This is a genomic window from Thermoanaerobacter kivui (assembly GCF_000763575.1).
GTDB classification, from domain to species: Bacteria; Bacillota; Thermoanaerobacteria; order Thermoanaerobacterales; family Thermoanaerobacteraceae; genus Thermoanaerobacter; species Thermoanaerobacter kivui.
On sequence record NZ_CP009170.1, the window covers coordinates 817,605 to 843,596 of the forward strand.

Annotated in this window: 26 protein-coding genes and 4 pseudogenes; 16 read left to right on the plus strand and 14 right to left on the minus strand. The window is 34.7% G+C overall.

Annotation, left to right across the window (positions count from 1 at the left end; genetic code table 11):
* Nucleotides 1-3 precede the first annotated feature (3 nt).
* The 5 genes and pseudogenes from dapB to TKV_RS04120 all read right to left on the minus strand — a co-directional run.
* Nucleotides 4-759 carry a 4-hydroxy-tetrahydrodipicolinate reductase gene (gene dapB / locus TKV_RS04100; protein ID WP_049684849.1) on the minus strand — a complete coding sequence of 252 codons (756 nt, stop codon included), beginning with the start codon at nt 757-759 and terminating at the stop codon, nt 4-6.
* Nucleotides 759-1,652 carry a 4-hydroxy-tetrahydrodipicolinate synthase gene (gene dapA / locus TKV_RS04105; RefSeq protein WP_049684850.1) on the minus strand — a complete coding sequence of 298 codons (894 nt, stop codon included), beginning with the start codon at nt 1,650-1,652 and terminating at the stop codon, nt 759-761. Before dapA ends, dapB begins: the two co-directional genes overlap by 1 nt.
* A gap of 13 nt (nt 1,653-1,665) precedes the next feature.
* Nucleotides 1,666-2,655, minus strand: coding sequence for an aspartate-semialdehyde dehydrogenase (locus TKV_RS04110; RefSeq protein WP_049684851.1), 990 nt, complete (start codon nt 2,653-2,655; stop codon nt 1,666-1,668).
* Between the two features lie 146 nt (nt 2,656-2,801).
* Nucleotides 2,802-3,626 carry a hypothetical protein gene (locus tag TKV_RS04115; RefSeq protein ID WP_049684852.1) on the minus strand — a complete coding sequence of 275 codons (825 nt, stop codon included), beginning with the start codon at nt 3,624-3,626 and terminating at the stop codon, nt 2,802-2,804.
* A gap of 117 nt (nt 3,627-3,743) precedes the next feature.
* Nucleotides 3,744-3,998 (minus strand): annotated as a pseudogene (locus TKV_RS04120) (ABC transporter ATP-binding protein); the annotation flags it as partial.
* Between the two features lie 100 nt (nt 3,999-4,098).
* On the opposite strand from TKV_RS04120, the gene TKV_RS04125 reads away from it, so the two are divergent.
* The 3 genes from TKV_RS04125 (at nt 4,099) to TKV_RS04135 (ending at nt 6,475) form a co-directional block, all read left to right on the plus strand.
* Nucleotides 4,099-4,380, plus strand: coding sequence for a hypothetical protein (locus tag TKV_RS04125; protein WP_003870304.1), 282 nt, complete (start codon nt 4,099-4,101; stop codon nt 4,378-4,380).
* Nucleotides 4,381-4,538: 158 nt separating this feature from the next.
* The gene (glnA, locus tag TKV_RS04130) at nt 4,539-5,873 is read left to right on the plus strand and encodes a type I glutamate--ammonia ligase (RefSeq protein WP_049684854.1); all 1,335 of its coding nucleotides are present in this window, start codon (nt 4,539-4,541) and stop codon (nt 5,871-5,873) included.
* Nucleotides 5,874-5,893: 20 nt separating this feature from the next.
* The gene (locus TKV_RS04135) at nt 5,894-6,475 is read left to right on the plus strand and encodes an ANTAR domain-containing response regulator (protein WP_049684855.1); all 582 of its coding nucleotides are present in this window, start codon (nt 5,894-5,896) and stop codon (nt 6,473-6,475) included.
* Between the two features lie 187 nt (nt 6,476-6,662).
* On the opposite strand, the gene iadA is transcribed toward TKV_RS04135, so the two are convergent.
* On the minus strand, nt 6,663-7,838 hold the full coding sequence (gene iadA / locus TKV_RS04140) for a beta-aspartyl-peptidase (RefSeq protein ID WP_049684856.1): 1,176 nt from the start codon (nt 7,836-7,838) through the stop codon (nt 6,663-6,665).
* A gap of 133 nt (nt 7,839-7,971) precedes the next feature.
* Between iadA and pdxR the strand changes: the two genes are divergently transcribed.
* Entirely contained in the window at nt 7,972-9,408 is a 1,437-nt protein-coding gene (gene pdxR, locus TKV_RS04145; protein ID WP_049684857.1) for a MocR-like pyridoxine biosynthesis transcription factor PdxR, read from the plus strand.
* A gap of 29 nt (nt 9,409-9,437) precedes the next feature.
* Here pdxR and TKV_RS04150 read toward each other — a convergent pair whose 3' ends face one another.
* Together TKV_RS04150 and TKV_RS04155 are read right to left on the minus strand one after the other, a co-directional pair.
* A complete protein-coding gene (locus TKV_RS04150; RefSeq protein ID WP_049684858.1) occupies nt 9,438-9,836 on the minus strand; it encodes a bactofilin family protein in 399 nt (132 codons plus the stop codon).
* A 1-nt stretch (nt 9,837) separates the two neighbouring features.
* The gene (locus TKV_RS04155; RefSeq protein ID WP_049684859.1) at nt 9,838-10,812 is read right to left on the minus strand and encodes a M23 family metallopeptidase; all 975 of its coding nucleotides are present in this window, start codon (nt 10,810-10,812) and stop codon (nt 9,838-9,840) included.
* Nucleotides 10,813-10,979: 167 nt separating this feature from the next.
* Here TKV_RS04155 and TKV_RS04160 point away from each other — a divergent pair, with 167 nt between their 5' ends.
* The 4 genes from TKV_RS04160 (at nt 10,980) to TKV_RS04175 (ending at nt 12,528) form a co-directional block, all read left to right on the plus strand.
* Nucleotides 10,980-11,321, plus strand: a complete 342-nt coding sequence (locus TKV_RS04160) for a MotA/TolQ/ExbB proton channel family protein (protein WP_049684860.1) — start codon at nt 10,980-10,982, stop codon at nt 11,319-11,321.
* A gap of 47 nt (nt 11,322-11,368) precedes the next feature.
* Nucleotides 11,369-11,620 carry a YkuS family protein gene (locus tag TKV_RS04165; protein ID WP_049684861.1) on the plus strand — a complete coding sequence of 84 codons (252 nt, stop codon included), beginning with the start codon at nt 11,369-11,371 and terminating at the stop codon, nt 11,618-11,620.
* 11 nt (nt 11,621-11,631) lie between these two features.
* Nucleotides 11,632-11,835, plus strand: a complete 204-nt coding sequence (locus TKV_RS04170; RefSeq protein ID WP_049684862.1) for a hypothetical protein — start codon at nt 11,632-11,634, stop codon at nt 11,833-11,835.
* 216 nt (nt 11,836-12,051) lie between these two features.
* Nucleotides 12,052-12,528, plus strand: a complete 477-nt coding sequence (locus TKV_RS04175; RefSeq protein ID WP_049684863.1) for an HDIG domain-containing metalloprotein — start codon at nt 12,052-12,054, stop codon at nt 12,526-12,528.
* Nucleotides 12,529-12,764: 236 nt separating this feature from the next.
* On the opposite strand, the gene TKV_RS04180 is transcribed toward TKV_RS04175, so the two are convergent.
* The gene (locus TKV_RS04180; protein WP_049684864.1) at nt 12,765-13,916 is read right to left on the minus strand and encodes an amidase domain-containing protein; all 1,152 of its coding nucleotides are present in this window, start codon (nt 13,914-13,916) and stop codon (nt 12,765-12,767) included.
* Between the two features lie 175 nt (nt 13,917-14,091).
* On the opposite strand from TKV_RS04180, the gene TKV_RS04185 reads away from it, so the two are divergent.
* The 4 genes from TKV_RS04185 (at nt 14,092) to TKV_RS13430 (ending at nt 17,765) form a co-directional block, all read left to right on the plus strand.
* Complete coding sequence (locus tag TKV_RS04185; RefSeq protein WP_049684865.1) at nt 14,092-14,814, plus strand: ABC transporter ATP-binding protein; 723 nt, start codon at nt 14,092-14,094, stop codon at nt 14,812-14,814.
* Complete coding sequence (locus TKV_RS04190; protein WP_049684866.1) at nt 14,811-16,475, plus strand: putative ABC transporter permease subunit; 1,665 nt, start codon at nt 14,811-14,813, stop codon at nt 16,473-16,475. Before TKV_RS04185 ends, TKV_RS04190 begins: the two co-directional genes overlap by 4 nt.
* Nucleotides 16,476-16,490: 15 nt before the next feature.
* Nucleotides 16,491-17,405 carry a signal peptide peptidase SppA gene (sppA, locus tag TKV_RS04195; RefSeq protein WP_049684867.1) on the plus strand — a complete coding sequence of 305 codons (915 nt, stop codon included), beginning with the start codon at nt 16,491-16,493 and terminating at the stop codon, nt 17,403-17,405.
* Nucleotides 17,406-17,555: 150 nt separating this feature from the next.
* Nucleotides 17,556-17,765, plus strand: a complete 210-nt coding sequence (locus tag TKV_RS13430; protein ID WP_268870102.1) for a nucleotidyltransferase domain-containing protein — start codon at nt 17,556-17,558, stop codon at nt 17,763-17,765.
* A gap of 204 nt (nt 17,766-17,969) precedes the next feature.
* Here the strand turns inward: TKV_RS13430 and TKV_RS04205 are convergent.
* Nucleotides 17,970-18,191, minus strand: a pseudogene (locus TKV_RS04205) (IS256 family transposase); the annotation flags it as partial.
* Between TKV_RS04205 and TKV_RS04210 the strand changes: the two are divergent.
* Nucleotides 18,190-18,477, plus strand: a complete 288-nt coding sequence (locus TKV_RS04210; RefSeq protein ID WP_049684869.1) for a hypothetical protein — start codon at nt 18,190-18,192, stop codon at nt 18,475-18,477. The pseudogene TKV_RS04205 and the gene TKV_RS04210 overlap by 2 nt on opposite strands.
* Nucleotides 18,478-18,776: 299 nt before the next feature.
* The gene (locus TKV_RS04215; protein WP_049684870.1) at nt 18,777-19,799 is read left to right on the plus strand and encodes a DUF1646 domain-containing protein; all 1,023 of its coding nucleotides are present in this window, start codon (nt 18,777-18,779) and stop codon (nt 19,797-19,799) included.
* Nucleotides 19,800-19,911: 112 nt separating this feature from the next.
* Here TKV_RS04215 and TKV_RS04220 read toward each other — a convergent pair.
* A pseudogene (locus tag TKV_RS04220) lies at nt 19,912-20,392 on the minus strand (transposase); the annotation flags it as partial.
* Nucleotides 20,393-20,971: 579 nt separating this feature from the next.
* Nucleotides 20,972-21,568 carry a superoxide dismutase gene (locus tag TKV_RS04225; RefSeq protein ID WP_049684871.1) on the minus strand — a complete coding sequence of 199 codons (597 nt, stop codon included), beginning with the start codon at nt 21,566-21,568 and terminating at the stop codon, nt 20,972-20,974.
* Between the two features lie 279 nt (nt 21,569-21,847).
* Between TKV_RS04225 and TKV_RS04230 the strand changes: the two genes are divergently transcribed.
* Nucleotides 21,848-22,402, plus strand: coding sequence for a TIGR01440 family protein (locus TKV_RS04230; RefSeq protein ID WP_049684872.1), 555 nt, complete (start codon nt 21,848-21,850; stop codon nt 22,400-22,402).
* Between the two features lie 21 nt (nt 22,403-22,423).
* Here the strand turns inward: TKV_RS04230 and TKV_RS04235 are convergent, their stop codons facing one another.
* A complete protein-coding gene (locus TKV_RS04235) occupies nt 22,424-24,544 on the minus strand; it encodes a YcdB/YcdC domain-containing protein (RefSeq protein WP_049684873.1) in 2,121 nt (706 codons plus the stop codon).
* Nucleotides 24,545-24,622: 78 nt separating this feature from the next.
* Nucleotides 24,623-25,546 (minus strand): annotated as a pseudogene (locus tag TKV_RS04240) (glycosyl hydrolase family 18 protein).
* A 107-nt stretch (nt 25,547-25,653) separates the two neighbouring features.
* On the opposite strand from TKV_RS04240, the gene TKV_RS04245 reads away from it, so the two are divergent.
* Complete coding sequence (locus tag TKV_RS04245; protein WP_049684874.1) at nt 25,654-25,962, plus strand: LiaF transmembrane domain-containing protein; 309 nt, start codon at nt 25,654-25,656, stop codon at nt 25,960-25,962.
* The last annotated feature ends 30 nt before the right edge of the window (nt 25,963-25,992 follow it).

The following is a 25,992-nucleotide window of genomic DNA, read 5'->3' on the forward strand; positions in this document are numbered from 1 at the left end:
CTATCATCCTTTCTTTACAAGGTCTTCCATGTTGTATAATCCAGGGTTTTGATTTATTATGAATTTTGCAGCTTTTAAAGCGCCATAACCAAAAATTTCGCGGGATTGGGCAGAGTGACTTATGGTGATTACTTCATCGTGACCTGCAAAAATGACTTGGTGCTCACCTACAATTGTGCCGCCCCTTACTGCGTGTATCCCTAGTTCGTTTGGTTTTCTCTGTTCAGTTTTGGTATGACGTCCATATACGTATTCTTTTTTATCATTTAGTACTTGGTTTATGGCATCGGCGATCATCAAAGCAGTACCACTTGGGGCATCTTTTTTCATGTTGTGATGCTTTTCTATTATTTCTATGTCAAAGTCTTGCTGTAAGATTTTTGCAGCTTCTTTTACGAGGTTTATAAGTATATTTACTCCAAGTGACATATTTGCAGATTTAAAAATCGGTATTTCTTTTGATGCTTCTTCTATAACTTTTAATTCTTCTTCACTGAGTCCTGTTGTAGCTATGACTACAGGAAGTTTCTTTTGAGCGGCGGCTTTGACCATATCAGGCACAGCTTCATGGTATGAAAAGTCAATTACTACATCTGCTTCTTCTTTTACTTCTTTTAAATCGCTGTAAACAGGAAAATCGAGAGGAGAAGTGTTTTTATCTACTCCTGCTACGACTTTGAAATCGGGACTTTCTGCTGCCAATTTTGCTATGACTTTTCCCATTTTTCCATTGCAACCGTGAATTATTATTTTAATCATTAATGAGCCTCCTTCAATAAACCATATTTTGCAAGAACAGATTTCAAATATTCTAAGTTTTTATCACTCATTTCAACCAATGGGAGACGCAAAGGTCCTACATTGAATCCCATTAAGTTCATAGCAGTCTTTACAGGTATAGGATTTGTTTCTATGAAAAGAGCTCTGTTTAATGGATTAAGTTCTAACTGCATGTCTCTTGCTTTTTCAATATCTCCGTTTAAGTAAGCGATTGTCATTTCATGTATTTTTGCAGGAATTATGTTTGCTGTAACAGATATTACGCCCAGCCCTCCTAAAGACATTATTGGTATTACTTGGTCGTCATTTCCTGAGTATATTTCAAAAGATTTACCCATAATGCGGGCAATTTCAGCTACCTGTACGATGTCACCGCTGGCTTCTTTTACACCTACTACATTGTCTACATGTTTACTTATTTCAAGGAAGGTTTCAGGCTGCATATTGAGGGAGGTTCTGCTGGGAACATTATAGACGATAATAGGTATATCTACATGCCTTGCTATTTCGGTAAAGTGAGCCACTAATCCTTTTTGTGTCGTTTTGTTGTAATAAGGTGTTATAACTAAAAGAGCATCAGCGCCTACAGATTGAGCGTACTCACTCATTTCAACAGCGTGGGCGGTGTTGTTAGAACCAGTCCCTGCAATTACCGGTATTCTTCCGGCAACTTTCTCTACTGTAAATTTAATTGCCGCTTGTTGCTCTTCTTGTGTCATTGTGGAGGCTTCACCAGTGGTACCACATATGATGATAGCATCAGTTCCTTCTTTTATATGCCATTCTATAAGCTCGCCAAGCTTTTCGAAATTTACACCTTTTTCGTTAAAAGGGGTGACAATGGCGACGCCCGAACCTTTAAAAACAGGCATAATTATTCTCCTTTCACATATTTTTGATTAAAAGTTCTGCTATTTGAACAGCGTTTGTAGCCGCTCCTTTTCTTATGTTGTCGGCTACAATCCACATGTTCAGACCGCTGTAAACTGTTTCATCTCTTCTTATTCTGCCGACAAAAACTTTGTCTCGCCCTGAGGCATAGGTTGCAAGGGGATAAATGTTGTTTTGTGGGTCGTCTTCTACAACAACGCCTGGGGCATTTTTTAAAATTTCTATTAATTCTTTCATTTCATAAGGTCTTGCAAATTCTACGTTGACAGACTCACTGTGAGAGTTTGCAACAGGTACTCTTACTGTTGTTGGAGATACCTTTATTGAACTATCTCCCATGATCTTCTTGGTTTCGTTTATCATCTTTAATTCTTCTTTTGTGTATCCGTTTGGTGTAAAGGAGTCTATGTGTGGAATGCAGTTATTTGCAATAGGGTGAGGGAATACTTGGCATGGTTCTCCTCTTAAGCTTCTTTCAAGGTCATCTACGCCTTTTTTGCCTGCTCCGGATACTGCTTGATAAGTTGATACAACTATTCTCTTTATTTTATATTTGTCGTGAAGCGGTTTTAAAGGAACTACCATTTGAATGGTAGAGCAATTTGGATTTGCTATTATTCCTTTGTGCCATGAAATGTCCTCCGGATTTACTTCAGGGACAACCAAAGGTACGTTTTCGTCCATTCTCCAAGCGCTGGAATTATCTATAACTACTATTCCATGAGATGCTGCTATTGGCGCAAAGTGTTTACTTATAGTTGCACCAGCGGAAAAAAGAGCGATTTGAATGTCTCTTTTAAAGCTTTCTTCAGTAAGTTCTTCTACAATGTATTCATTACCTCTAAATGTGATTTTTTGTCCTGCAGATTTTGAAGAAGCAAATAGATAAAGTTGGTCAACAGGGAAATTTCTGTCTTCCATTACTTTAAGAAAAGTCCTTCCTACCATTCCGGTAGCTCCTACAATTGCTACATTAACTCCCATTATTTATCCTCCTCTAAAAAATAACAAGATTTCAATTGTACCCTGCATTAAAGTATGTTTATTTAATTTAAAATATATCATTATTATTATATGAAGTCAATAAAATAAGGATTACAAATGTACAAAAAGCCCAAAAAGTACAAAAACTACTTTTTAGGCTTTGAGGTTTTTTCAAGAGATTTTATGTCTTGAAGAAGTACGTCAGCTTTTATTTTAATTAAAACTTTGTTTTGGGATTTTACTGCTTTTTCAAGTTCTGAAAGCCCTGCTTCAAATTTATCAGCAGAATTTTTAGCCTCTTTAGGAAGCTTTGGCTTTAAAGTTTTCCACACAGAATTCATATCTATTATATCTTTTGAGACTTCATCCCATTTTTGGACCTCGCTTTTAAAACTTATATCCTGTGCATAAAATTTTAATCTTTTTATATCAGTAGGTGTCTCTGTTTGAAAGAGGTCTTCTAAATCAGGGATGTATTTATATACGTTATTTGCACTTATTAATACATCAATTTTCGATTTTTTGTTTGTTGTTATAGTAAAATCGTTTATGGCTGCACTCATGCTGTTTATTAAATTTAATTTTGCACCTGCTTTGACGGCAATGGGATTTAATGAATTCCAATTTATATGAATATCTTTTGTTAATTTATCAACCTGCTCCCACGATTTTTCTTCTGGGGTTTTTTGAGTAATTTGTTTTGATTTGTTTTTATCTTTTTCTTTTTTCTCGTCTTTTTTGTCTTTTTGGGCGTTTTGTGCTGTTTGCGTTTTTTCTTTTATCTTTTGAACTTCTTTTATTATTTTTTCTATATCTTCTTCTATTTTGGATAGTTCCTTTGGCAATTCTGTTTTTTGACTCGTTTGGGGCTTTTTTTGAGGTTTATTTTGTTGTTTATTTTTACAACCGGATAAACTAAATAAAAGTAAGAAAATAAGGAGGGCACATACTATTTTAGAGTATTTTTTCACACTATCACCTCAAAAATAGTATGTCCATCCTAAATTTTAGTATGCTAGTTATGCTTCCTTTTCTATTAATTGGTCTTTGTACTGCAGCATATATAAATTGTAATATAAGCCTTACATTGACATCCCCATTATTTTCATTCGCCAAATAAATCTAAAAGCAAATACCAAAATAGCTATACCTATTATCCAAAACGAATACGTTAATAGTACTTTTGGAGTTAAATCTTTACTTTTAAATAAATCAGTTACTGAACCTAGTAAATGGGGAACTATCATTTGAAGCAAGTCTACTGCTAATAAAAAAATTATACCTATTATGTAATCCCACTTGTGCTTTTTTATAAATGGAATAACTATTGTAAAACTTTTCATAAAATCCCCCCTGAAACTACAGACAGGCATAATTATTTTTGGATATAATATAATTATAACGTAAACATTTAAAATTTCAAAAAAGGAAGGAGGTGTTAAAATGTGGAATTATAAACTCAAAAAAATATCTGTTTTGTCAGTTTTTAAATTTACTTTGATTTACGGGATTGTGATAGGCCTAATTCTGGGACTCATTGGTGGTTTATTTGGTGGACTTTTTGCAAACAGCTTTGGAGCTTTTGGTGCAGGAATAATTGGTGGCCTCATTGGCGGAATAGTTTATGGCATAATTTTTTCTATAGTTAGTGCTTTTGGAGCATGGCTTTTCAACGTAGTTTCTGGTTGGATTGATGGCATTGACATACTAGTAGAGAAAAAATAGCAAAAAATTATTAAAACTATATTGCACTGTGAAAAAAATGTGATATAATATTTCTTAGTTAAAATTTAATAATAATTTATAGGGAAGGCAAGGGCGTCTTCAAATGGGTATTGGCACCCTATTTGAGTGCGCCCTTAATTTATTAGAGGAGGAAGATTATGGGTAAAAAATATAGCAAAGAGGATGTTTTAAAACTGGCAAATGAGTATGGAGTGGAATATGTACATCTTCAATTCAGTGACATCTTTGGAGTCATGAAAAATGTTTCTATCCCAGTAGAAGAACTAAATAAAGCTCTCAACAATGAAATTATGTTTGACGGATCTTCAATTGACGGATTTGTGAGAATCGAAGAATCAGACATGTATTTAAGGCCGGATCCTGATACGTTTGTGATCTTCCCATGGAGGACAAACTCTGGTGTAGAGGCAAGACTCATATGTGATATTTACAATTACGATGGAACTCCCTTTGAAGGAGACCCTCGCTATGTTTTAAAAAGAAATTTAGAAGAGGCGAAGAAATTAGGTTATCAATTTAATGTAGGGCCTGAATGCGAGTTTTATCTCTTTTTGACGGATGAAAAGGGTAATCTTACAACAATAACTCAAGATAATGCAAGCTATTTTGATATGGCACCTGTAGATTTAGGAGAAAGCGCAAGAAAAGAAATGGTATCCACTCTTAAGCAACTAGGGTTTCAAATTGAAGCATCTCATCATGAAGTAGGACCAGGACAACATGAGATAGATTTCAAATATGACGATGCATTAACTACTGCTGACAATGTGATGACTTTTAAAATGGTGGTAAGAATAATTGCTCAAAAACATGGGTTACACGCCACCTTTATGCCAAAACCAGTTTTTGGCATTGCGGGTTCTGGAATGCATATGAACATGTCACTTACAAAAGATGGTAAAAATGCTTTTTATGACCTTTCTGACCCTATAGGGCTAAGTAAAGTATGTTATAACTATATAGGAGGAATTATAAAACATGCAAAAGCTATGACAGCTATTACTAACCCTATTGTTAATTCTTATAAACGCCTAGTTTCAGGCTATGAAGCTCCTGTAAATATTGCTTGGTCTGCAAGAAACAGAAGTCCTTTAATACGAATTCCTGCCAAAAGAGGAGAATCTACAAGGATAGAACTTAGAAGTCCTGATCCAACCAGCAATCCTTATCTTGCTTTGGCTGTTGCATTGGCAGCAGGATTAGATGGTATAAAGAATAATATAACACCGCCACCACCTGTAAATGCAAATATATACCATATGAATAAAGAAGAATTAGAAAACTTAGGAATTGAAAGACTGCCAGGCTCTTTAGAAGAAGCTTTAAACGAGTTAGAAAAGGATGAAGTTATAAAAGAAGCATTAGGCGATCATGTGTATACAAAATTCTTGGAGGCTAAAAGAGCAGAATGGGATGAGTACAAAATATACGTTACTCAATGGGAATTAGATCAATATCTATCTAAATTCTAAGTTAAATTAGAGGTGTCTCGATGAGCCAATGGCGAATTGTTTTGGCAGACAGCAGCGATTTGTCTCGGCAGTTCATAAAGAATGTGTTATTAGCGAATGGACACTTGGTTTATGAAGCGAGAGATGGCGGAAGTGCTATAAGGCTTTGTCGCGCTCTCGCTCCTGATTTAGTTATAGCGGATTTGAATCTTACTAACATGAATGGTTTTGAAATTGGACGCATTATAAATGAAGCAGATATAGCCCCTGTAATTTTGATGACACCTACTCTTTCAAGAGATTTTATCGAAGAAGTAAGAAAATACTCTGTATTTTCTTATCTATTAAAACCTATAGACAGAACGGTGCTTTTAGCGACAGTGGAATTTGTCATAGAAAATTACAAAAAATTTAGAAGTATGAAAGAAGAAATTCAAAAATTAAAGCATGAACTTGAAGCGAGAAAAAAGATTGAAAAAGCAAAAGGGTATATTATGAAAGCTAAAGGATTGAGTGAGGATGAGGCTTATAAAACTATGAGGAAGATGAGCATGGATTTGTCTATTCCAATGGAGATAATAGCTGACATGATTTTAAAAGAGTATCAAGAATATAAGACGTAAAATCGCCTCAGTTTGTTGACAAACTTTTTACGTATAAATTAAAGTCTCCAGCTTTATATTAAAGTGCAGGCTCACGTATCTAAGTCGTGTCTATGGCTCGTTTTGGGCAGTAGGATGCACTTTATGCATAAAAGCGGAGACTTTTTAAAAGTGACTTTGTCTAAAGTCTAAGGCGTTTTCGCGCCTTTTATTCTTCAAACATGCCTTTTTTAACTGATTTCTTCTCATTTATCATGAATCTTCCCTTTGCAATGACAGAGTGAATGTTTAAGTTATTGTCTAATATTACAATGTCTCCGTCTGACTTTTCTTTGATACAGCCTTTATTAGGATACAGATTTAATACTTTTGCTACATTTTCTGTTATTATCTTAATTGCTTGTTCTATTGGCAGTATCCCTTCCACTATAACTTCTCTTAAATCGCGGTATAGAGTTTGTGCACTTCCCACCATAACCTTTACCAATCGCTTATTTTCATCAAATACAGGAATGCTACCATTGCTATCAGAGCTCATAGTGACTTTTTCTATAGGTAATTTGTTTTCTACGATTTTTTTAATTGCTTCTTTTGGTGTTAAAGCAGTTTTTGTGTGGGCGTCCGGCTTTATATCAGAAGTAAGGTCAATTACGCCACCCATTTCTATAAATTTCAATCCTTGCTCAAAAAGGTGTCCTATTCTGTTTATATGAGTCGGGACAAATTGCGTAATAGGTATTTCTGTATTTTTTACTATCTCAAAAATAGGAGTGAGCCCTCTTATCCCATCTCCAACGTGGAGGTGAACTACTCCGGGCTTATTGCCTAAAAGTCCACCGACTCTCGCTTCTGCAGCAAGTTTTGTCAAGTCTTCAATAGTTGGTTGTGCAGACCTGTGGTCTGAAATGGCTATTTCGCCAGTTCCTATAACTTTATCTATTAAAACTAAATCAGATCTTACACTTCCTGTTAAAGTTCGAGTGGGAAGTTCATAAGCTCCTGTGTAAATGTATGTAGTTATGCCTTCTTGTTCTAATGCTCGCGCTTTTGCAAGAAGTGAGGCCATGCTTCGGGTTATTCCATCAGCTCCTAAAAGGCCTACGACTGTGGTAATGCCGCCTTTTATAATGTCAGAAAGCTTTATTTCTGGAGTTCTTGTGATAGGTCCTCCTTCTCCGCCGCCTCCTGCTATGTGTACATGTTGGTCAATAAAACCGGGAACTACAATGAAGCCTTTTAAATCTACTGTTTCTACATTGCCAAACTCATTGGTGGCTTTTATTTCATCTGCGATTTTTAGTATTTTACCGTTGCATATCAGTATGTCTTTTCTTCCCAAAGGTTCAGGAGAGTACACTTCTCCACCTTTTAAAAGCAAAAACATAGTTTCACCTCGCCAAATTTCTTTTTAATATTTTTTTACCTACATCCATTATAATACATTTGATATTTAAAAAGAATTTTTGTTGTGATAATGGTATAATAATTGTAACGATACAATTCTGTGGGGTGTTAGTATGAATAAAATAACGATTGATAAGAATAAAAATATACCTTTGTACATGCAAGTCTACAGCCAAATAAAGAGGTTTATAGAAAACGGCAGTCTCCCAGGAGGTTACAAACTTCCCACAATAAGAAGTCTTGCAAAAGAGCTGGGTGTAAATAACATTACCATAATAAATGCTTATAAACTTTTGGAGCAAAACGGTTATGTATATACCAAAGTAGGAAGTGGAACTTATGTTTGTGAAGATATAAAAAAAGACGATGAAATGGAGGAAAACATTAAATCATTGGACCAAGGGCAGTTTGCCCTGCGAAAAGGTATGATAAATTTTGCTTCTTCTTCTCCTAACCCTGAACTTTTTCCTGTAGAAGATTTTAGGGAATTAATTAACAGGGTATTGAAAAGAGATGGAGGATATGCTTTTGAGTATCAAGACACAAAAGGATATAAACCTCTTAGGGAATCTGTCAAAGAATTTGTAAAAAAAGACCAAATATTTACCTCTATAGACAATATACAAATAATATCGGGAGGACAGCAAGGGATAGATGTTGTATCCAAAGCTCTTATAAATTTCGAGGATGCCATAATTGCTGAAAGACCGACTTATTCGTGGGCTTTGGCTTCTTTTGAGTCCCGCGGAGCAGAAATATTAGAAGTGGAATTGCAAAAGGATGGGATAGACTTGGAAGAATTAGAAGATAAACTAAAAAAATTTAAGCCCAGATTTATATATGTAATACCCAATTTTCATAATCCTACAGGGATTACCTACAGTGAAGAAAAAAAGAAAAAATTGATTAGTTTAGCAGAAAAGTACGAAACTTATGTGGTGGAAGATGACTTTGCCAGCGAACTTAGCTTTACAAAAGAAAAAACATTGCCTCTTAAGGCATATGACAAACACGACAGAGTGATTTACATAAAAAGTTTTTCTAAAGTATATATGCCAGGGTTGAGACTTGGTTTTATAATTGCTCCTGAGAGATTTGTGAGTTCTTTTTTAAAAGCTAAATACGTATCAGACCTTTCTACATCGGGACTCATGCAGAGGGCTTTTGATTTGTATTTAAGAGAAAATATCTGGGTGAAACATGTTGAAAGTATAAAACAGGTAATGTATGAAAGATTTAGTGAGATGGGAAGGCGTCTTGAAAACCTTAAAAACTACACAGAGTTTGAACATCCCAAAGGAGGGTTTTATTTTTGGTTAAAGCTTAAAAATAATCTTTCTGCTAAAAGTTTGTACTCAAAGTGTTTGGACAGAAATTTAATGATAGTACCTGGCGATATATTCTTTATGGGTAAAAAAGAAAATAGCTTTGTAAGGCTGAGTTTTGCTTCTTGTGAGGTGAAGGAAATAGCAAAGGGCATTGAAATATTAGGAGAAATTTTAAAAGGATATTTTGATGAAAACAACAATGTGTATGTGCCAATAATTTAAGAAAGGCCGCATGGCCGGCCTTTTTTAAATTATTTTTTTTGTTCGTCATTTTTAACAGGATTGCTTTGAGGAGATTTTAACATTTTACATTTGCCGTCAAAAATGGCTCCATCTTCTATTATCAAGTTTTGAACTTCTATATCGCCGGAAAGTTTTCCTGTAGAAGTAAGTTGCAATTGTCCTTTTGCAAATATGTTTCCTTTTACTTCACCGGAAAGAATGATGTTATCTGTAGTTATATTGGCTTCTACTTTAGCTGATTCGCCTATTATGATGTTGCCTTTTGTCTCTATTTGGCCAGTGAAATTACCATCTATTCTGAGGGTACCTTGTGATTTAATGGTGCCTTCAAAAGTTGAATTTTTGCCTATGACAGTGTCTATTTTGTCTGGGTTAACTTCCAAAACTTGCTCTTTCCTTTGAAACATATCAATTCCCCTTTGCAAGATAGTTCATTGGATTTACAGGGTTGCCATTTACCCTAACTTCAAAGTGAACATGGGGCCCAGTGCTTCTTCCAGTATTTCCTGATTTTGCAATTATATCTCCTCTTTTCACAGTTTGGCCCACTTTGACGATGATTTGTGAATTGTGTCCATAAACCGACTGAATACCATATCCGTGGTCTATTATTACAGCTTTTCCGTATCCTGAAAGCCAACCTGCGTATGTAACTACTCCTTTTCCTGCAGCTCTTACTGGAGTACCAACTGAGACTGCTATATCAATTCCTGGATGAAATTCAGTGCCATATCCGTAAGGTGACTTTCTCGTTCCAAAAGGAGAAGTGATGGTACCCTGTACTGGATAGGTACTGGGTATTGATTCGAGGTAATCCAGTCTTGCTGCTACCTTTGAAATGAGGTCTTTTAAATCTTGTGTTTTTTGATCTATTTCTGAAGTGAGCTGTGCTGTTGTTTCATTGTCATAGGTAATGCTGCCTTCATTTCTGGCATCTCTTGAAAGGCCACCACGGCTGGTAGTTGGAGTTGACAATCCTACCATTCGCCTTACCTTTTCTTCAAGTTCATTTAAACTCTTAATTTTTTCGTTGACTAATTGTGCGTTTTTATCGAGCGTGGCAATTTTTTTGTCTTGTTCTTCTTTAATTGACGTCAATTGTGCAATTTTTTCATCTTTTTCTCTGATTACAGTATATAAATAAGAGGTGGTTTTTCCAAAATACACTAAAGAAAGTGTAGCAGCCAGAAATATTGAAAAAGTTATTATCGCCGTCGTTTTTATAAGGGGAATAGAAACCCGTGTGAGCACCTTCCCAACGGCAACCTTAAGCGGCGCCGTCGTTTTTATAAGGGGAATAGAAACCCTAAAGCTTTTGATTTGGTGGTTTGAGTCGGGAATTATCATTATGTTTAAATATTTCTCTTTTTTCTTTTTTTTCATTTAATACCCCCACCCTTAAAAAAATGGACAACTATATCTATTCTATACAAAGGTATGAAAATCCTTCTTGAAACTTAAATTTTAAATTTTAACAATTTTAAAACAAATCATTTTGTTTATCGTTTGTGATATAATCGAAATATAATCTGGTGAAATCGAGGTGGAATATGAAAAAGGGAATTATTTTAGGAATTGTTATGGGAATAATAGCTATAGTGTCAAATATTATTGTAAATGGTTTTTACACCTCTTTTGTATATTACAGCAACTATCTTTTTTTGGCAGGTACAGCAGTGGGATTATTAGGAGGAATATTGTACATATCTTATTGGATAAATGACTTGAAGACAGTTAAAAAAATTTACTACCACGAAGAATTGCCTGAAAAAAGAAAAGAAATAGAATTTATGGAAAGATGGGGAAGTTATCTTGTCATTGCTATGATTGTGATGTGGCTTTTGTCTTTAGTTTTTGTATTAGTAGGAGAGATGTTTACAAGTATAAAATAACTGCTGTGGAGAATACTATTTGGTAAAGGGAATCAGGAGGTGTTGTGATGGGGAAAAAGGTAGCAGTGGAAAGCCAGCTTTCTAATATTAAAAATTATTTAAAAGAAAGAGGATATGAAGTTGTGGAATTGGAGGAATACCTTTTGAGCAAAAACAATTTTAATGCCTATGATGCTGTTGTCATTACAGGCCAAAGTAGAAATATGTTGGGGATGGATGATATTTCAACGAAAGCTGCTGTGATAGATGCGACAGGTATGACACCTTTTGATGTAGAGGAAAGGATAAAAAGATTGTAGGTGGTGGTTTTGTGGTAAGTGTTGAACAATTGAGGACAGTTGGAAAGAATTGCAAGGACTTTGAATTAGACCAGTCCCTTTATGCTAATAATTTTTCTATGTCTATTGCTAATGGAGATAGAAGCTGTGAAATATGTCGCCATTGGGATGTCAATAGAAAAATTTGCAGAATAGGTGTTTTTGATGATGTGTTATCAAGTCTTGACCAAAGTTAAAAATTTAAGGTTTGGAAGGATTTTTTAAAACTTTGTTAAATATTATAATATATACAAGTAAAATGAAATTTTTTGTGTGTGGTAAATACATTAAACCTCTCAATGAGGACAGAGAGCTTTATATTGACATGAAGATATGTTTTGATATTATAAAAAAGGCGAGTTGTTAGATGCGCTTGAAAAAGAGGGAATACTGTTAGATTAAAAGGTGATTTTGTGAATAGAGTATTGCAGTATTTCAAGTCTTTGACTGCTGGCATTTATGATAGGGATTATGAATTTTTAAAGAAATTTTTAACCAAAAGAGAGTTAGAGTATTTTAATAGGCTTCCTGTCTATGAAAAAAGGCATTCTTTGGATGTGTGTTATACTCTCATGGATAAATATAAGGTAAAAGATGAGGAACTTTTAAAAGCTGCCCTTTTTCATGACATAGGCAAAATAAAGGTTAAAATAACCCCTGATAAAAAAGCAATTGCTGTGTTGATAAAAAAGATACCACCTTTGGCAAGATATCTTGAAAAGCGTTTGTATTTTTTACAAGTGTATTATAACCATGCAGAATATAGTGGAGAAATTTGCAAAGAAATTGGATTAAGCGATAAAGTAATATATATTGTCAAGCACCACCACGACAAAAATGTAAAGGATGAAGATGTAATAAAACTTCAAAGGGCAGATAAAGAAAATTAAAGATAGAGATTTTTCTCTATCTCAGACTGTAGACAAAGTCCTTTCGCTTCTCTCAGGCTTCTGCTGCGCACCTCCTCAGGATGACCCATGAAAGAAAGCGAATTCAGAAGCTGCTCAAAACGAGCCTTAGGCACGACTTAGATACGTGAGCCTGCACTTTAATATAAAGCAAGAGACTTTAAATTACTCACAAAAAGGTTTGTCAACAAACTGAGATAGAGAGGCTTTCTCTATCTTTAATCATTTATATGTATGAATCTGTAAATTACCCTTTTGTCCCACCCTAAATCGAAGGGGACATGGTATCTATCAGAAGTGTGAGTGTTTACAACAGGGATTCCTATGGAGTCAAAGCCTGTCACTACTCCAAAGTGAACTATTTCTCCCTTTTCTTCATAGCAAATAAGGTCTCCTTTTTCAATTTCTCTTATTGCCCCTTTTGGATGTTGTTCGGTGGGTTGTACCATGTCTAAATAATAGCCCTTTGCAATTAATTTTCCTTTTCCTGTATAAATGAGATAATTAAAAAGTGCCGGCGCTTGTGCCCAAGCAGTAGAAGAGTCTTTTCCATTAAAATTCCATACGTAGTCCATTGGAAGGCCTCCACCTTCATGTAGCACTTGTGATGCAAAATTTGTGCAGTCTCCTCCAAGACCATTGTAATCTCTGTATTTTTTGTTGTACTCGTAGTTGTTGCCACTTCCCCATGCGGCTCCTGCATATTTATCTGCATAGGCTACTGCTCCTTCTCTGTCGTACTTTCCTTTCTTTTTAGGTTTTGATTCTTCTTCGGTGACAGGTTTTGAACTGGCAGGGGTAATTTCAGGGATTATACCTTCGGCGGGGCTGACATCTATAAAAGCAGAGTCTTCGTCAAGGGGGTCATAATACCAATCTCTTCTTATAAGCCATTTTCCATCAACTTTTACGAGCTGTATGGAATGCCGTATACCTAATCCCATGTAATTTATTACATCGCTTTTTATGTTGTAAGCGTATCCCATTTTCATAGTTTCCACAAGATACACCCAAATAGAGTTTTCACCAGCTTTTACGCTTTTTATCCTGTAAAAAGACTCTGCTTCTGTAAACTTAAGATCTCTCTTTTCAGACCATCCTTTAACGTATTCGATTCGCCTCCTTTCATGGTCCAATGCCCATTTGCCGTATGTAGATGACTTGTCGTAAAAACCTTCTATTTCTCTTATGTCGCCGCTTAAAAGTACACTTCCTCTTCTTTTAAAAAATTCATCCAGTACAGTTTTTATCTCTTCTTTATTGTCTGCAACTGTCTCTATGGTTTTATTGAAAAAGGAAATAGAAAAGTAAGTTAAAAAAATGAGTGCTAGTAAAAGGAGAATTGGTTTGTAATATTTTTTGGTGTCCAATAGCTCTCCTCCCTGTTAATGTAATTCAAAATAATAATATGAAGTTTAAAAGTTTTTTAATACTACCTTTTGGCTGAAAATACAAGAAAAAATGATAAAATTTAATAAATTTATTGGCAAATTTTGAACGAAATTATGTTATAATAAAAAAAGTGATAGGGTGGAGGTGTAAAACTTGATAGAATTAAAAGGCGTTTCAAAATCTTACAATAAAGGTAAAATAAAAGCTGTTGACAACATTGACCTTGTTGTAAATCCCGGTGAAATATTTGGATTTTTAGGTCCTAACGGTGCTGGCAAAACTACTACGATAAAAATGATAGTAGGTCTTCTGTCTCACGATACAGGAGAAATTAAAGTAGACGGAATTGATATCGACAAAAATCCTATAGAGGTTAAAAAGCGCATAGGATATGTTCCAGACAGCCCTGATATTTATGACAAACTGACAGGCATAGAATATCTCAATTTTATTGCAGATGTGTATGGCGTATCTGAAAAAGACAGGAAAGAGAGGATTGAATATTTCTTGGAGGCTTTTGATCTAAAGAATGCCATTGGAGACTTAATACAAAGTTATTCTCATGGAATGAAACAAAAGCTCCTCATTACAGCCGCACTTATTCACAATCCTTCTGTTTGGATTTTGGATGAACCCATGGTAGGGCTGGACCCAAAATCTGCCTTTTTACTTAAAGAGCTTATGGCAGAACATACAAAAGCAGGTTTTACTGTGTTTTTTTCAACACACGTCTTGGAAGTTGCAGAAAGGCTGTGCGATAAAATAGCGATAATAAACAAAGGCAAAATTATAGCCTGTGGAACAATGGAAGAAATAAAAAGCCAACACGAAAGGGAATCCTTAGAAAAAATATTCTTGGAGTTGACAGAAAAATGAGGGAGTTTTTATCGCTTTTAAGAACACAAATGAAAGTTTATTATAGCATTTCGGCAATGAGATATAAATATTTTGTTAAAAAGAAAGATTTATGGGAAATAGTGCTTGCTCTATTTGGAATGGCTGTTGGCGGGGGAACATTGCTTTTTATGTACATAATGTATTTAAACAGCATGTATGCAGCAAGCATGTTAATTAACCAGCCTCAGCTTATGCCTGTGACAGTCCTTCTTTTAGCTCAGCTTTTGACATTGGTATTCGGCTTTTTTTGGACTATTTCTGTGTTTTATTTTTCTGATGATATAAATATTTTGCTTCCTCTTCCTATACAGCCTTATAAAATAGTTTTGTCAAAATATAGCATAATTTTATTGAATGAATATGTTACATTGGCATTTTTAATGCTACCAGCAATCTTTATATATGGCATTGGCACGCAGGCAGGAATTTTATACTATCTCGTTTCATTTATTGTATTTATATTTACACCTATTATACCTCTTTCTATTGCGGCAATTGCTTCTGTTTTAATTATGAGATTTGTAAATTTGAAAAGGAAAAAGGACTTGTATACAGTTATAGTGAGTATATTAGCGCTAATTTTCTTCTTTACAATACAATTTTTTATCAATCGGATTCCTCAAAATGGAGAACAACAGGCAATAGAAAATTTTATTTTGCAAAATGCTAACCTTGCAAAGATGATATCTAGAAGTTTCCCTCCTGCTTTATGGGGAGCAGTTTCTATGACGAATTATAATACTTTGTCAGGGTTTTTAAATCTTTTGATGTTTATCGCTGTATCAATAATATTTACAGCCGTTTTGGCTGTTTCTGCTCAAAAAATGTACTTAAAAGCTGTAATTTCAGGGCAAGAGGTTGAAGCAAAAAGAAAAGAAGTTTCATTGAAAAAAGAAATAGTGAGGTCCAGCCTATTGAAGGCATTGCTGGTAAGGGAATGGAAGCTTTTTATAAGAGTTCCTGTATATGCTATGAATGTGTTGCCTGTGGCTATAATAATTCCCTTTGTATTTCTTGTTTCTTTTGTGGGGAATCCACAAATTGGGCTTGAAATGGCTATAAAATACACCTCAGCTCCTGACGGCTGGTTTTGGGTTTCGATGATAGGGCTTTTCTTTTCTCTTTTTGTAGCAGGAAGTAACAGCCTTTCCTCTACTTCCTTCTCTAGGGAAGGAAAAATGTTTTACATATCAAAGTTGATGCCAGTTGAGCCGGCACTACAGTTAAAAGCAAAATGGATTTTTGGTATAATTATTACAATAGTGATTATACTTCCTACATATGTATTGGGCTGGTATCTTTTTAAAATACACCTTTTAAGTATGGTAATACTGATTGTTTTAATGCTTATAGGCATTTCCGCAGTAAATATACTAAGCCTTTTGATAGACGCCATGAAGCCTTCCTTTGAATGGGAGAATCCTCAAAAGGCTATGAAGGGGAATTTAAATGTGCTTTTGAGTCTTATACTGACTACTATTTTGATAGGGTGCATTGTTGGAATTGTGTTGTTACTAAAGAAATTATATGTTTCTGAAATAATAATAACTTTAATAATAGGGATTTTGCTCATTTTGTTAAACTTAGGTGTTTATTTATTGGCAAAAAGTGCTGTAAAAAAGCTGTACAAAGGAGAATGAAGGAGGAAGAAAAAAATGAGTAAAAAAGCGTTAATAGGATTAATTTTTATAGTCTTGATAATTAGTACTGTTATTGCTTCCATTTTTCTTACAATGCCCCAAGAGAATAAAAGTGTGCCATCGGTTTCAAACACAATAGGTGTTATAACAATTGAAGGAGTTATAGGGGAGACAAACATATTGGGGATTCCACAAGTCACAGGGGATCCAGTCGAGCAGATAAGAAAAGCTCAAGAGGATAGTACTGTAAAGGCAGTTGTTGTCAAGATAAATAGTCCAGGAGGTTCTGCAGCAAAATCTGTAGAAATATACACAGAGCTTAAAAGGTTAAAAGAAACAGGGAAAAAAGTGATAATTTCAATGGGGGATGCGGCTGCGTCAGGAGGATACATGGCAGCTTGTGGCGGAGATATAATAGTGGCAAATCCTGCCACAATAACAGGAAGTATTGGAGTTATAATGCAGTATACAAATTATGAAGGGCTTTACAATAAGTTGGGATTAAAAGAGATAACAATAAAGAGCGGTCCTTATAAAGATATGGGTTCTCCTACCAGAGATTTAACTCCGGAAGAAAAGAAAATATTACAAGGAGTCATAGATGATACTTATGAGCAGTTTGTAGAGATTGTATCTGAAGGGAGAAAGATGCCTATAGACAAAGTAAAAGAATTAGCAGATGGCAGGATATTCACAGGAAGGCAGGCACTTAAAGTTGGTCTTGTGGATAAATTAGGGGATTTCTACGATGCTGTAGATATCGCTGCAAAAGAGGCTGGCATACAGGGCAAACCTGTGTTAAAATATTACACAACTCCAAACCCTTTGAGTATACTTTTTGGAAGCGGGGCAAAGAGCAATTTAGAAGGTACGGGACTTGAGATATTAAGGCTTTTGTTTATTGATAAATGGAGTTTAAATTACAAGTAAAGATGAGTTTGTTATGTGGGGGTAAAGTTTATGTTTTATGAAATAGATGGTGTCTTTTATGACAAAGAAAAATTAAGTGAGTTTGTGAAAGAATACGATGTATCTTTAATCTTGATATTTGGTGGTTATGCAAGAGGAAAGGCAAATTAATTGAGTGACTTAGATATTGGAATAAAATTTACTAAAAAGATAGATATGAATTTGTATAATTCAATATTAAGAGATCTTCTTATAGAAATTTTTAAAAGAGATGAGATTGATGTTGTTATTTTAAATTATGCAGATCCTCTTTTGCGCTTTGAAATCATAAGCAATTGCAAGATTTTATATGAGGCGCATTCTGAAGCTTATATAAATTAAACTCAAAACAAGGATAACAGGAAATCTAAGAGAAGTCAGGATAATTCCAAAAGGAAGTATTTATGTCGTTGAAATAGTTTATGAAAAAGAAATAGCTGAGATAAAAAGACTTCCAAAGGGAATAGCGAGCATAGATTTAGGGCTTAATAACTTTGCAACTTAACTTTGGAAGAATCTTTAATTTCACAATGATAAGAATCAATTTCTAGGGACAGAGATTTCGAGGTTACCCAGAGGAGTTGCAAGTTTTCTATCATAGAATCCATTGCCCTTATCGTTAGCATTATTGGAAAGATAGATACTACGTTCAGATAGCACGAGTAATTCTTCTAATAATTTTTTTAAAGCAGGGCGAGAAGGATCTTCTTTTTCACAATATTTATTCAAAACTTTTTCAATAGCCATACTTTTTACTGTTTCATACATGATACATCAGACACAATTTTATTTTAACACCCGCAGGATATTATCGGAGAAAGCAAATGGCAGATTAGAAGACTATACAAAGCAATGGCATTTAAGACAAGAAGAAATAAAAAGGATAATACTGTCGGCAAAGCAGGAGGAAAAAAGAAAGTACAAAGAAGAAGACATAGAAGAATGGTTAAGAGTTTCATTACCGATATTAGAAGGTCCATTTGCGGGCAAGTCATGGATAAAATACGTTTTAAAGGAATTAACACGAGCAAATGGTTTAGCAGTAGGTATTTGAAGAAGGAGTATAGTTCCATTATTTTACATTTAAAACCACACAGAAATCGAGGTTGAGGTTGTAGATTCGAGGAATTTTTTCTTTTTTCTTTATCTGCTCAAATACAATATAAAAGGTGGTAAAATTGCCTGGATAATGGAAGGTAAAAAAGTTTTTGAAGGTATACCCACCATTGAACAACTTGAACAAATTTTGCAGGCGCATTAAAGTATTATTTCAAGGGATTTTTCAAATTAATGAAAGAATTTCCACAAAAATGCTGACAGATGATAGTGCAAAATTTAAGAGGAGGTATATATATGGTAACAGCATTAGTTGTAATTTTAGTACTTATTCTGTTATTGCCATTTGTGGTAAAACAAGTAGAACACAATCTGGAATATTTTTTATTTACAATGGGAATTATATCTGTAATTGTGTCAAAACAATTTAGTGCAGAATTGTTTTTCCATATTTTCAAAAATCCACTCATTTACTATATAACTTTGGCAGTTTTGATTGCAGGGTTAATTTTTACATTATTAAAAGAAAAATTGAAAATAGGTGTTGAAAAAGTTGCAGATAAAATATCTTTGAGGCTTTTCGCATTCATTATAATCGTGATACTTGGGCTCATGTCAAGCATTATTACAGCAATAATTGCCTCTTTGGTTTTGGTTGAAGTCGTAAACTACTTGCCTCTTACTAGAAAAAACAAAATAAATTTGATTGTCATTGCTTGTTTCTCCATAGGCCTTGGTGCTGCTTTAACACCTGTAGGGGAGCCACTGGCTACTATTGTTGTATCCAAGTTACATGCCGACTTTTTTTATCTTGCACGATTAATAGGTATTGATATAATAATTGCAATTTTAGCTCTTGGATTAATAGGAACATTTTTTGCAAAAAGAGAAAGCGGGATAGGTGAGCCTACAGAAGATGTTGAGGCAGATGAGAATATAAAAGAAGTATTCATTAGAGCTTTTAAAGTATTCGTCTTTATTTTTGCATTAGAGCTACTGGGAACAGGTTTTAAGCCTATAATTGATTTATATATTGTTAAAATGAAAAGTGAGATTTTATACTGGGTAAATACAATTTCTGCAATTGTTGATAATGCTACGCTAGCAGCAGCAGAAATTTCTCCATCAATGACGCCGGAACAGATAAGAGCTATTTTAATGGGAATGCTTATTAGTGGAGGGATGTTAATTCCAGGTAATATTCCAAACATCATTTCAGCGGGTAAATTAAAAATAAAAAGTACAGAATGGGCACGAATTGCTGTTCCTCTAGGTGCAATACTTTTGATAGTGTATTATATTGTGCTGTTTGTGATCTAAATAAGTCAAGGAGGATAGTGTAAAATTTCAGTAAGTAATGAAGCAGAAAAATGAGGTATAGATGTAGAAAAAAGGACCTCACCGCGAAAAAATCAAAAATCAAATCATTTGTCTGTTTTAAATTTTTTCTCTGCAGATAAATATTGATTTCAAGCACGTCGACAGAATTGAAACATCTACTCACTTTTATACGAATTTTCTCAATGTGCTGTTGACACTTTCTACAACATTAGTTATACATTTACGAATATTTCTTTGAAGATGCACAAAACAGAGCTGGTGGTCAGCATAAGGATTAAAGCCTTGACTGTTTCAATTATACCTGGGAAATCATCACTTTTGCCTTCCATGTCGATACCAAGGACTATGTAAAAGGCAGCTTTTTTAACTTTTGAGCCATCTTTAATTTCACAATAGGAGGCATCAATTAGTAATGCAAATACTGCCTCAGGCAATTCTCTTTGTTTAAAAAGGTCTAATTCACTTTTAAGGTCATTTTTAATTTTATTGAGTTCATCTTCAGAGTAGGGCAGTTGGAGGTTTTTGAGGGTATTCAAGAGAGAAGATTCTGAGTAGCCGTTAATAACTAGGTTTTTTCAAATTATTAAAGAAAGCGGAAAATTTATCTTTAACACACCGATATATTATTCTTACTTTTTTCCACTATGGTAGTTTTATCCTTTATATATTTAGCAAAAAATCTTGAACAAACATATTTGTATTTCAATAAGGTACCACCATATTACTTTGGAATACTAATAGCTATCTTCAATTTGATTGCGGGATTCTTTTCCAGAAAAAGCGAGCAAATAACTGATTTATTTAAAGATAAAGGACAGGTTTATATATATGTAGTATTTTCAAACGTTTGAATGAGTGTATAATTTCAGAAATGCGTGCCTCAATATTATCTTTTTACAATTTATTGATGGGTTTATTTGTGGCTGTTGCTGCTCCTCTACTGGGATATTTGACGGATAGAACAGGCATATATTATACATATCTGATAATGTCGCTAAGTTTTTTATGTTTGATAGCCGTTATTTCTCTTTTAAAGGCGAAAAAAAATTAAAAAAAGGGATATTAACACTTTTGAATGAGTTAATAATTTCCGGAATGAATAGAGGGAGGTTTTTGTCTCAGACATAAACCTCCCTCTATATAAGTTTTATTTAAAAAGAATGCATTTCTATCCAAGAGGTAACCCTTCTATTTACTTCCTCCCATTTTATATTGTTCATAAAGGCCTCTATATAGCTTCTTTTATCAGTTCCGTAGTCTATAAAATAGGCATGTTCATAAGTGTCAAGAACTAAAAGAGGAATTGTCCTTAATACTATTCCTTGATTGTGAAGGTCTTGAAGGTAATTGTGAAGTTTTAAATCTATAGGGTCAAAACAAAGGACAGTCCAACCGCGGGAAGCCATTCCACAGGCTATGAAGTCCTGTCTCCAGTTTTCAAAAGAGCCAAAGTCAAGTGTAATCATTGAAGCTATTATGCCATCTGGGATGCCACCTGGTCCTCCTAAGTTTTCAAAATATAACTCGTGAAGTTTTACTCCATCTAAATTGTAAGTCTCTTCTAATTTAAGTTCTCTGTATTCACTATAACTGGCATTTGCTTTTGAACGATCGACTGTTTTTAATTTTTCACGTATTTCGTTTGTCTTTTCTACATATCCATTGTATAACTTGTAGTGTTCTTCAAGAGTCCTTTGAGATATTCCTCTTAAAACTAAATTATATTTTTTTGCTACAAGCTTATCCATATTATGCCTCCTTTTGAATATCTAATTTTAGCATATGAAAAGATGTATAATTAGTGCATATAAAGAATTTATATAGTGATCTATTCAAAATGCTATTTTAATCTATCGAGTAACTTTTGGTACAATCGGCCAAAAGGAACCGTCCCCCGTGTCTGACAAACAAAGGGGACGGTTCCTCTTATCTGAATAATTTAAAGTTCAGACAAAAGGAACCGCCCCCATGTCTTAAAGGGAAATGTGATATAATGATAGTAAATGATAGTTCAGGAGGGATAATGAATGGATTTAAAAGAGATTTCAAAGCAGGCAGAGGAAGTCATAGAGGAGTTACTTGACATAACGAATTTAAAGCCGGGGAGTCTTTTTGTCTTGGGTGGAAGTACAAGTGAAATATTGGGCAAGAAAGTGGGAACTGCAGGAAGTCTTGATGTGGCAAAAGCAGTGGTGGACCCAATTTTAGAGGCTCTACATAAGCGAGGGTTATACCTTGCAGTACAGGGTTGTGAGCACATAAACAGGGCGCTTTTGGTGGAGGAAGAAGCACAAGATAAGTACGGGCTTGAAGAGGTAAATGTCATTCCCCATGAACATGCAGGAGGGTCAATACAGACTTATGCTTATCAGCAGTTTAAAAATCCTGTTATGGTAGAAAATGTGAAAGGATTAGGACATGCAGGGCTTGACATAGGGCTTGTCCTGATTGGAATGCATTTGAGGCCTGTGGTTGTACCTGTGAGATTGAGTCGGAATAAGATAGGAGAAGCCACAATTGTTGCTGCAAGGACAAGGCCTAAGATGGTAGGAGGAGAAAGGGCAAGATATAAAAAATTATAAAAGGCACGGGAGGCCGTGCCCTTAATTTTTATTTATTTGTAAGTATCTTACTAACACTGCTGCAGCTTCTGCTCTTGTGAGATACAAATCAGGATAGAAGTACCCGTTGCTTCCTCTCATTATTTTAAGGCCTGATACTATAGCTATATAGCCTTTTGAGGAGGAGGAGATTTTGTCAGCATCTTTAAAGTTTATGACAAAAATATCATTTAGATCTGCGATGTAACCTGCTCCAAGAGCATTTACAAGGTATTTTGCTGCTTGTTCTCTTGTGACGAGGGTGTCAGGTTTTTTCTCTTTCTCTGTTATAATTTTTTTCTGTATTGCAACATCGTAGAAATAACTGTATTCATCAGAAGACTTAGGTGGTATTGGATCATAATAGGGAGGTTGGATTGCTTTTATTAGCATTTTTATAAAATCTTTTTGAAGGATATTGTGTTCGGGATAGAATTTGTCATCTTTGGTGTCAATAATGCCTATTTGAACAAGAAGCTTTATGTCCTTTTCTGCCCAATTTCCGTCTATGTCCTTAAAAGTAGTTTCTGACTTTTTTACAACAGGTTTTCCAGAGTAGTCTATAATTTGACCCGTTTTTGCATCTATATAGTTATAAAAGTTTAACTGATAGACAAGGTTTATTGTAGGGGGCTTATCTGGTGATTTATAATCATAATTTGGCGCATACATTAAACTAAATTCTGCATTTTCAAAGAGTATTTTATAAGCTTCATCAAGGCTTATTATGTTTTCGGAAGAAGGCAGTTTTACATCAGTCCAAGATAACGCATACCCCACTATTTCACCTGTGTAAGGACTTACAGTTACACTTATATTATTGAAGGGGCACAGTATGCCATTTGCTTTTTCAACAAAGCGGAAAGAATATGTTGGCATTTCAATCATTTTATTGTTTTCAGGATTGATATTTTGATATTCTGTTTTACTGAATTTATCTGGTACAATCTTTTTAAGATAGTCTTCAGCGGTCTTTTTCATTTCTTCTTCTGTATATGCGGGTTTTTTATCCTGCATATTATCATCGGGTCCGCCCTTGAAAAAGGATTTAAACTCCCCTGTTGCAGCATCTACAGTAGCACTTACATAATAGTATTTGTTGTCTTTATTGTAGCTCCAGTAAAGGGACCACATAGGGTTAGACTTTGCAGGAGGATAATCATATCCTGTATATAAATTAACATTGGTTAATTTATACTCACTTCCAAGAGGGAAAGGGAGGCTGTTTTTAACTATTTCTATAGCTTTATCTTTTGATATGTATTTTTCTGCATTGTCAACTGCCTTTTGTTCTTCTGGAGATAGTTTTTGTGAAGACATCCCTTCACCGCCGCCTCCTCCATACATTGGTTCATAGTAGTAGTCGTTTCTTATTATTTTTCCTGTCTTTGCATCAATGGGGGCGTTTTGGAATATGCCGTAAACAAGTACTGCTTTAGGCTCACTTCCATAAACTTGGTCATATACTAAATTGTACATAAGTTCTATACCTAATTTTTCTTTAAAAATTTCTATGGCCTTTTCTTTAGAAATTATGTCCTTTGGTTCAGGAAAGGAGTAGTCATTCCAATTTAAATAGTAAGAAGTAACCTTCAGCGTGCTTTTGTTAACTGATACATATATGCTGTCGGAGGGGAAGGGTATACCATTTACTATCCTTTCAAATGTAAAGGAATAGTCTGGTGAATAATAACTGCTGTAATTATTAACAGAAGTATTTTCTTTTGTCTGTTTAAATAAGTCGGGTACCAGTTTTTGTATAAATTCTACTGCAACTTTTTTTGCTTCCTCCTGTGTATATTTAGGTATTCTCAGTTCTGACTGCTGCGCTGGAGTCCAACTATAGAAGTTTGTAATTCTCCCTGTGTCAGCATCGACTGTTACACTGATACTGCCTTTAGATGTAGAGTTCCAATTCAGGTTCCAATATTTTTTATTGGCATATTCATTGTAGCTGGAATTAAACTCATAGCCGCTTTCACCTATGCCGAGCTTTTCTTTTGCTATCTCAATTGCCTGCTTTAAACTTATCTTTGTATCAGCTTGTGCCTGTGCCATGTTTGATGGTATCATAAGTGTAAACAGGAAGGCAAGGGCAATTGCGATGGAAATAAATTTTTTCATAAAAGAAACCTCCTCCTTTAGTTTTTTCATTTTATTAGACGTAAAAAAGATAAAAAAGTTCCTAGAAAAATAGAAAAATCATCTTCCTCTTAAAATATTCCATATATTAGGGTCTTCTTGACCTAATCTCCACACGGCTATACCGGATAGTTTGTAGCTGTCCACTAAAGATAATTTTGCAGAAAAACTTTTTGAATCTTCAAACCACACTGTATGAACTTTGCCATCCAATACATAGGTATAAGTAGATTCCTGGGCAGTTTGGTCGTACATTATAGTTACTCCTAAATTTTTTGCCAGTTAAATTGCCTGCTGGTAGGTGAGAGTTCTTGGGTAATTTACTCCTTCCGTCCAGTCATATCCATAGACTGCCATTCCAAGCCATATCTTTTGAGGTGGTATAACTGTTGTAGCGTAATTTAAAACATTTGTTACAAAACCTATAGAGGCGATGGGCCCTGGCTGTGAGAAGTGTTCGTCGTATGCGAGAATGTATATCTGGTCTGCATTTTGGGCGATAAAGGAATATTGAAAAGCGCCTGAAAAAGGGTGAAGGGGGTTGTCACTTAATTCTGCTGGTACTGATATTGTGACAACTTTTCCTACCGCTTTTAGTGAAATATAAAGGTCTTTTAAAAAAGTGTTTAAATTTGATCTGTCTTCGGGCGGTACAAATTCAAAGTCTATATTGATACCGGGGTAATTGTTAATTACTGCAACATCTCTGATACTTGCAATAAGAGTGTTTCTTAAAGAGGAAGTCGACAATAAATCGTGTATTAGTTGTGACTTTTTAGGGTCTGAATAGTTGTGGATTATGGCATAAATAGGTAAATTGTTGTCGGAGGCAATTTTTTTGACGTCAGTAGAAGACATGTCAGCGAGAGTTCCATCTTCTTTTACTCCATACCAAAAAGGGATAAGGGTTGTTATATCTTTCGCATGGGCTTTTAAATCGTCGACAGCGCCGGGAGCTATATCAAAATACCATTTGTTGTCCATTATTACACCTCCAATTTTATTTTTATGAAAGTTTTTTTATTTTGACTTTATACTTTAATAATATGTATAATGTTTTATAGAGTGAAGTAAAGGAGGCGACGGTAAAAATGAAAAGAAGGACGGGCATCTTAGCCAGTGCACTTTCTCTCATATTTGTGGGAATTGTGTTGCTTTTACCGAGTTTTGACGTATATGTACCTTCATTTGTTTACAAAGCTGTATGGCCTGTGTTTTTTATTTTGCTGGGTTTAGAGCTGATATTTAGCAAGAAATTATATGGGGAGGAAAACAGTGATATCAATGTAGGAGTCATACTATTGGCCATTCTGATTTTAATTTTTACTAGTGAATTTTTTTATTTATCTCCTTTAAGCTTGAAAATTATTAAAGGAAATTTTATTGGCAATGGGATATGAGAATAGAAAGGTAAAATGTATCAAGGCTGC

Bases quoted from the DNA above. Each gene is read 5' to 3' on its own strand.
- TKV_RS04110 (WP_049684851.1), bottom strand. From the start codon at position 2,655: ATGGGAGTTAATGTAGCAATTGTAGGAGCTACCGGAATGGTAGGAAGG.
- TKV_RS04150 (WP_049684858.1), bottom strand. From the start codon at position 9,836: ATGTTTCAAAGGAAAGAGCAAGTTTTGGAAGTTAACCCAGACAAAATA.
- sppA (WP_049684867.1), top strand. From the start codon at position 16,491: ATGAGTAAAAAAGCGTTAATAGGATTAATTTTTATAGTCTTGATAATT.
- TKV_RS04165 (WP_049684861.1), top strand. From the start codon at position 11,369: ATGGGGAAAAAGGTAGCAGTGGAAAGCCAGCTTTCTAATATTAAAAAT.
- pdxR (WP_049684857.1), top strand. From the start codon at position 7,972: ATGAATAAAATAACGATTGATAAGAATAAAAATATACCTTTGTACATG.
- TKV_RS04135 (WP_049684855.1), top strand. From the start codon at position 5,894: ATGAGCCAATGGCGAATTGTTTTGGCAGACAGCAGCGATTTGTCTCGG.
- iadA (WP_049684856.1), bottom strand. From the start codon at position 7,838: ATGTTTTTGCTTTTAAAAGGTGGAGAAGTGTACTCTCCTGAACCTTTG.
- dapB (WP_049684849.1), bottom strand. From the start codon at position 759: ATGATTAAAATAATAATTCACGGTTGCAATGGAAAAATGGGAAAAGTC.
- TKV_RS04225 (WP_049684871.1), bottom strand. From the start codon at position 21,568: ATGGATAAGCTTGTAGCAAAAAAATATAATTTAGTTTTAAGAGGAATA.
- TKV_RS04210 (WP_049684869.1), top strand. From the start codon at position 18,190: ATGATACATCAGACACAATTTTATTTTAACACCCGCAGGATATTATCG.
- glnA (WP_049684854.1), top strand. From the start codon at position 4,539: ATGGGTAAAAAATATAGCAAAGAGGATGTTTTAAAACTGGCAAATGAG.
- TKV_RS04160 (WP_049684860.1), top strand. From the start codon at position 10,980: ATGAAAAAGGGAATTATTTTAGGAATTGTTATGGGAATAATAGCTATA.
- TKV_RS04155 (WP_049684859.1), bottom strand. From the start codon at position 10,812: ATGAAAAAAAAGAAAAAAGAGAAATATTTAAACATAATGATAATTCCC.
- dapA (WP_049684850.1), bottom strand. From the start codon at position 1,652: ATGCCTGTTTTTAAAGGTTCGGGCGTCGCCATTGTCACCCCTTTTAAC.
- TKV_RS04125 (WP_003870304.1), top strand. From the start codon at position 4,099: ATGTGGAATTATAAACTCAAAAAAATATCTGTTTTGTCAGTTTTTAAA.
- TKV_RS04235 (WP_049684873.1), bottom strand. From the start codon at position 24,544: ATGAAAAAATTTATTTCCATCGCAATTGCCCTTGCCTTCCTGTTTACA.
- TKV_RS04215 (WP_049684870.1), top strand. From the start codon at position 18,777: ATGGTAACAGCATTAGTTGTAATTTTAGTACTTATTCTGTTATTGCCA.
- TKV_RS04190 (WP_049684866.1), top strand. From the start codon at position 14,811: ATGAGGGAGTTTTTATCGCTTTTAAGAACACAAATGAAAGTTTATTAT.
- TKV_RS04245 (WP_049684874.1), top strand. From the start codon at position 25,654: ATGAAAAGAAGGACGGGCATCTTAGCCAGTGCACTTTCTCTCATATTT.
- TKV_RS04230 (WP_049684872.1), top strand. From the start codon at position 21,848: ATGGATTTAAAAGAGATTTCAAAGCAGGCAGAGGAAGTCATAGAGGAG.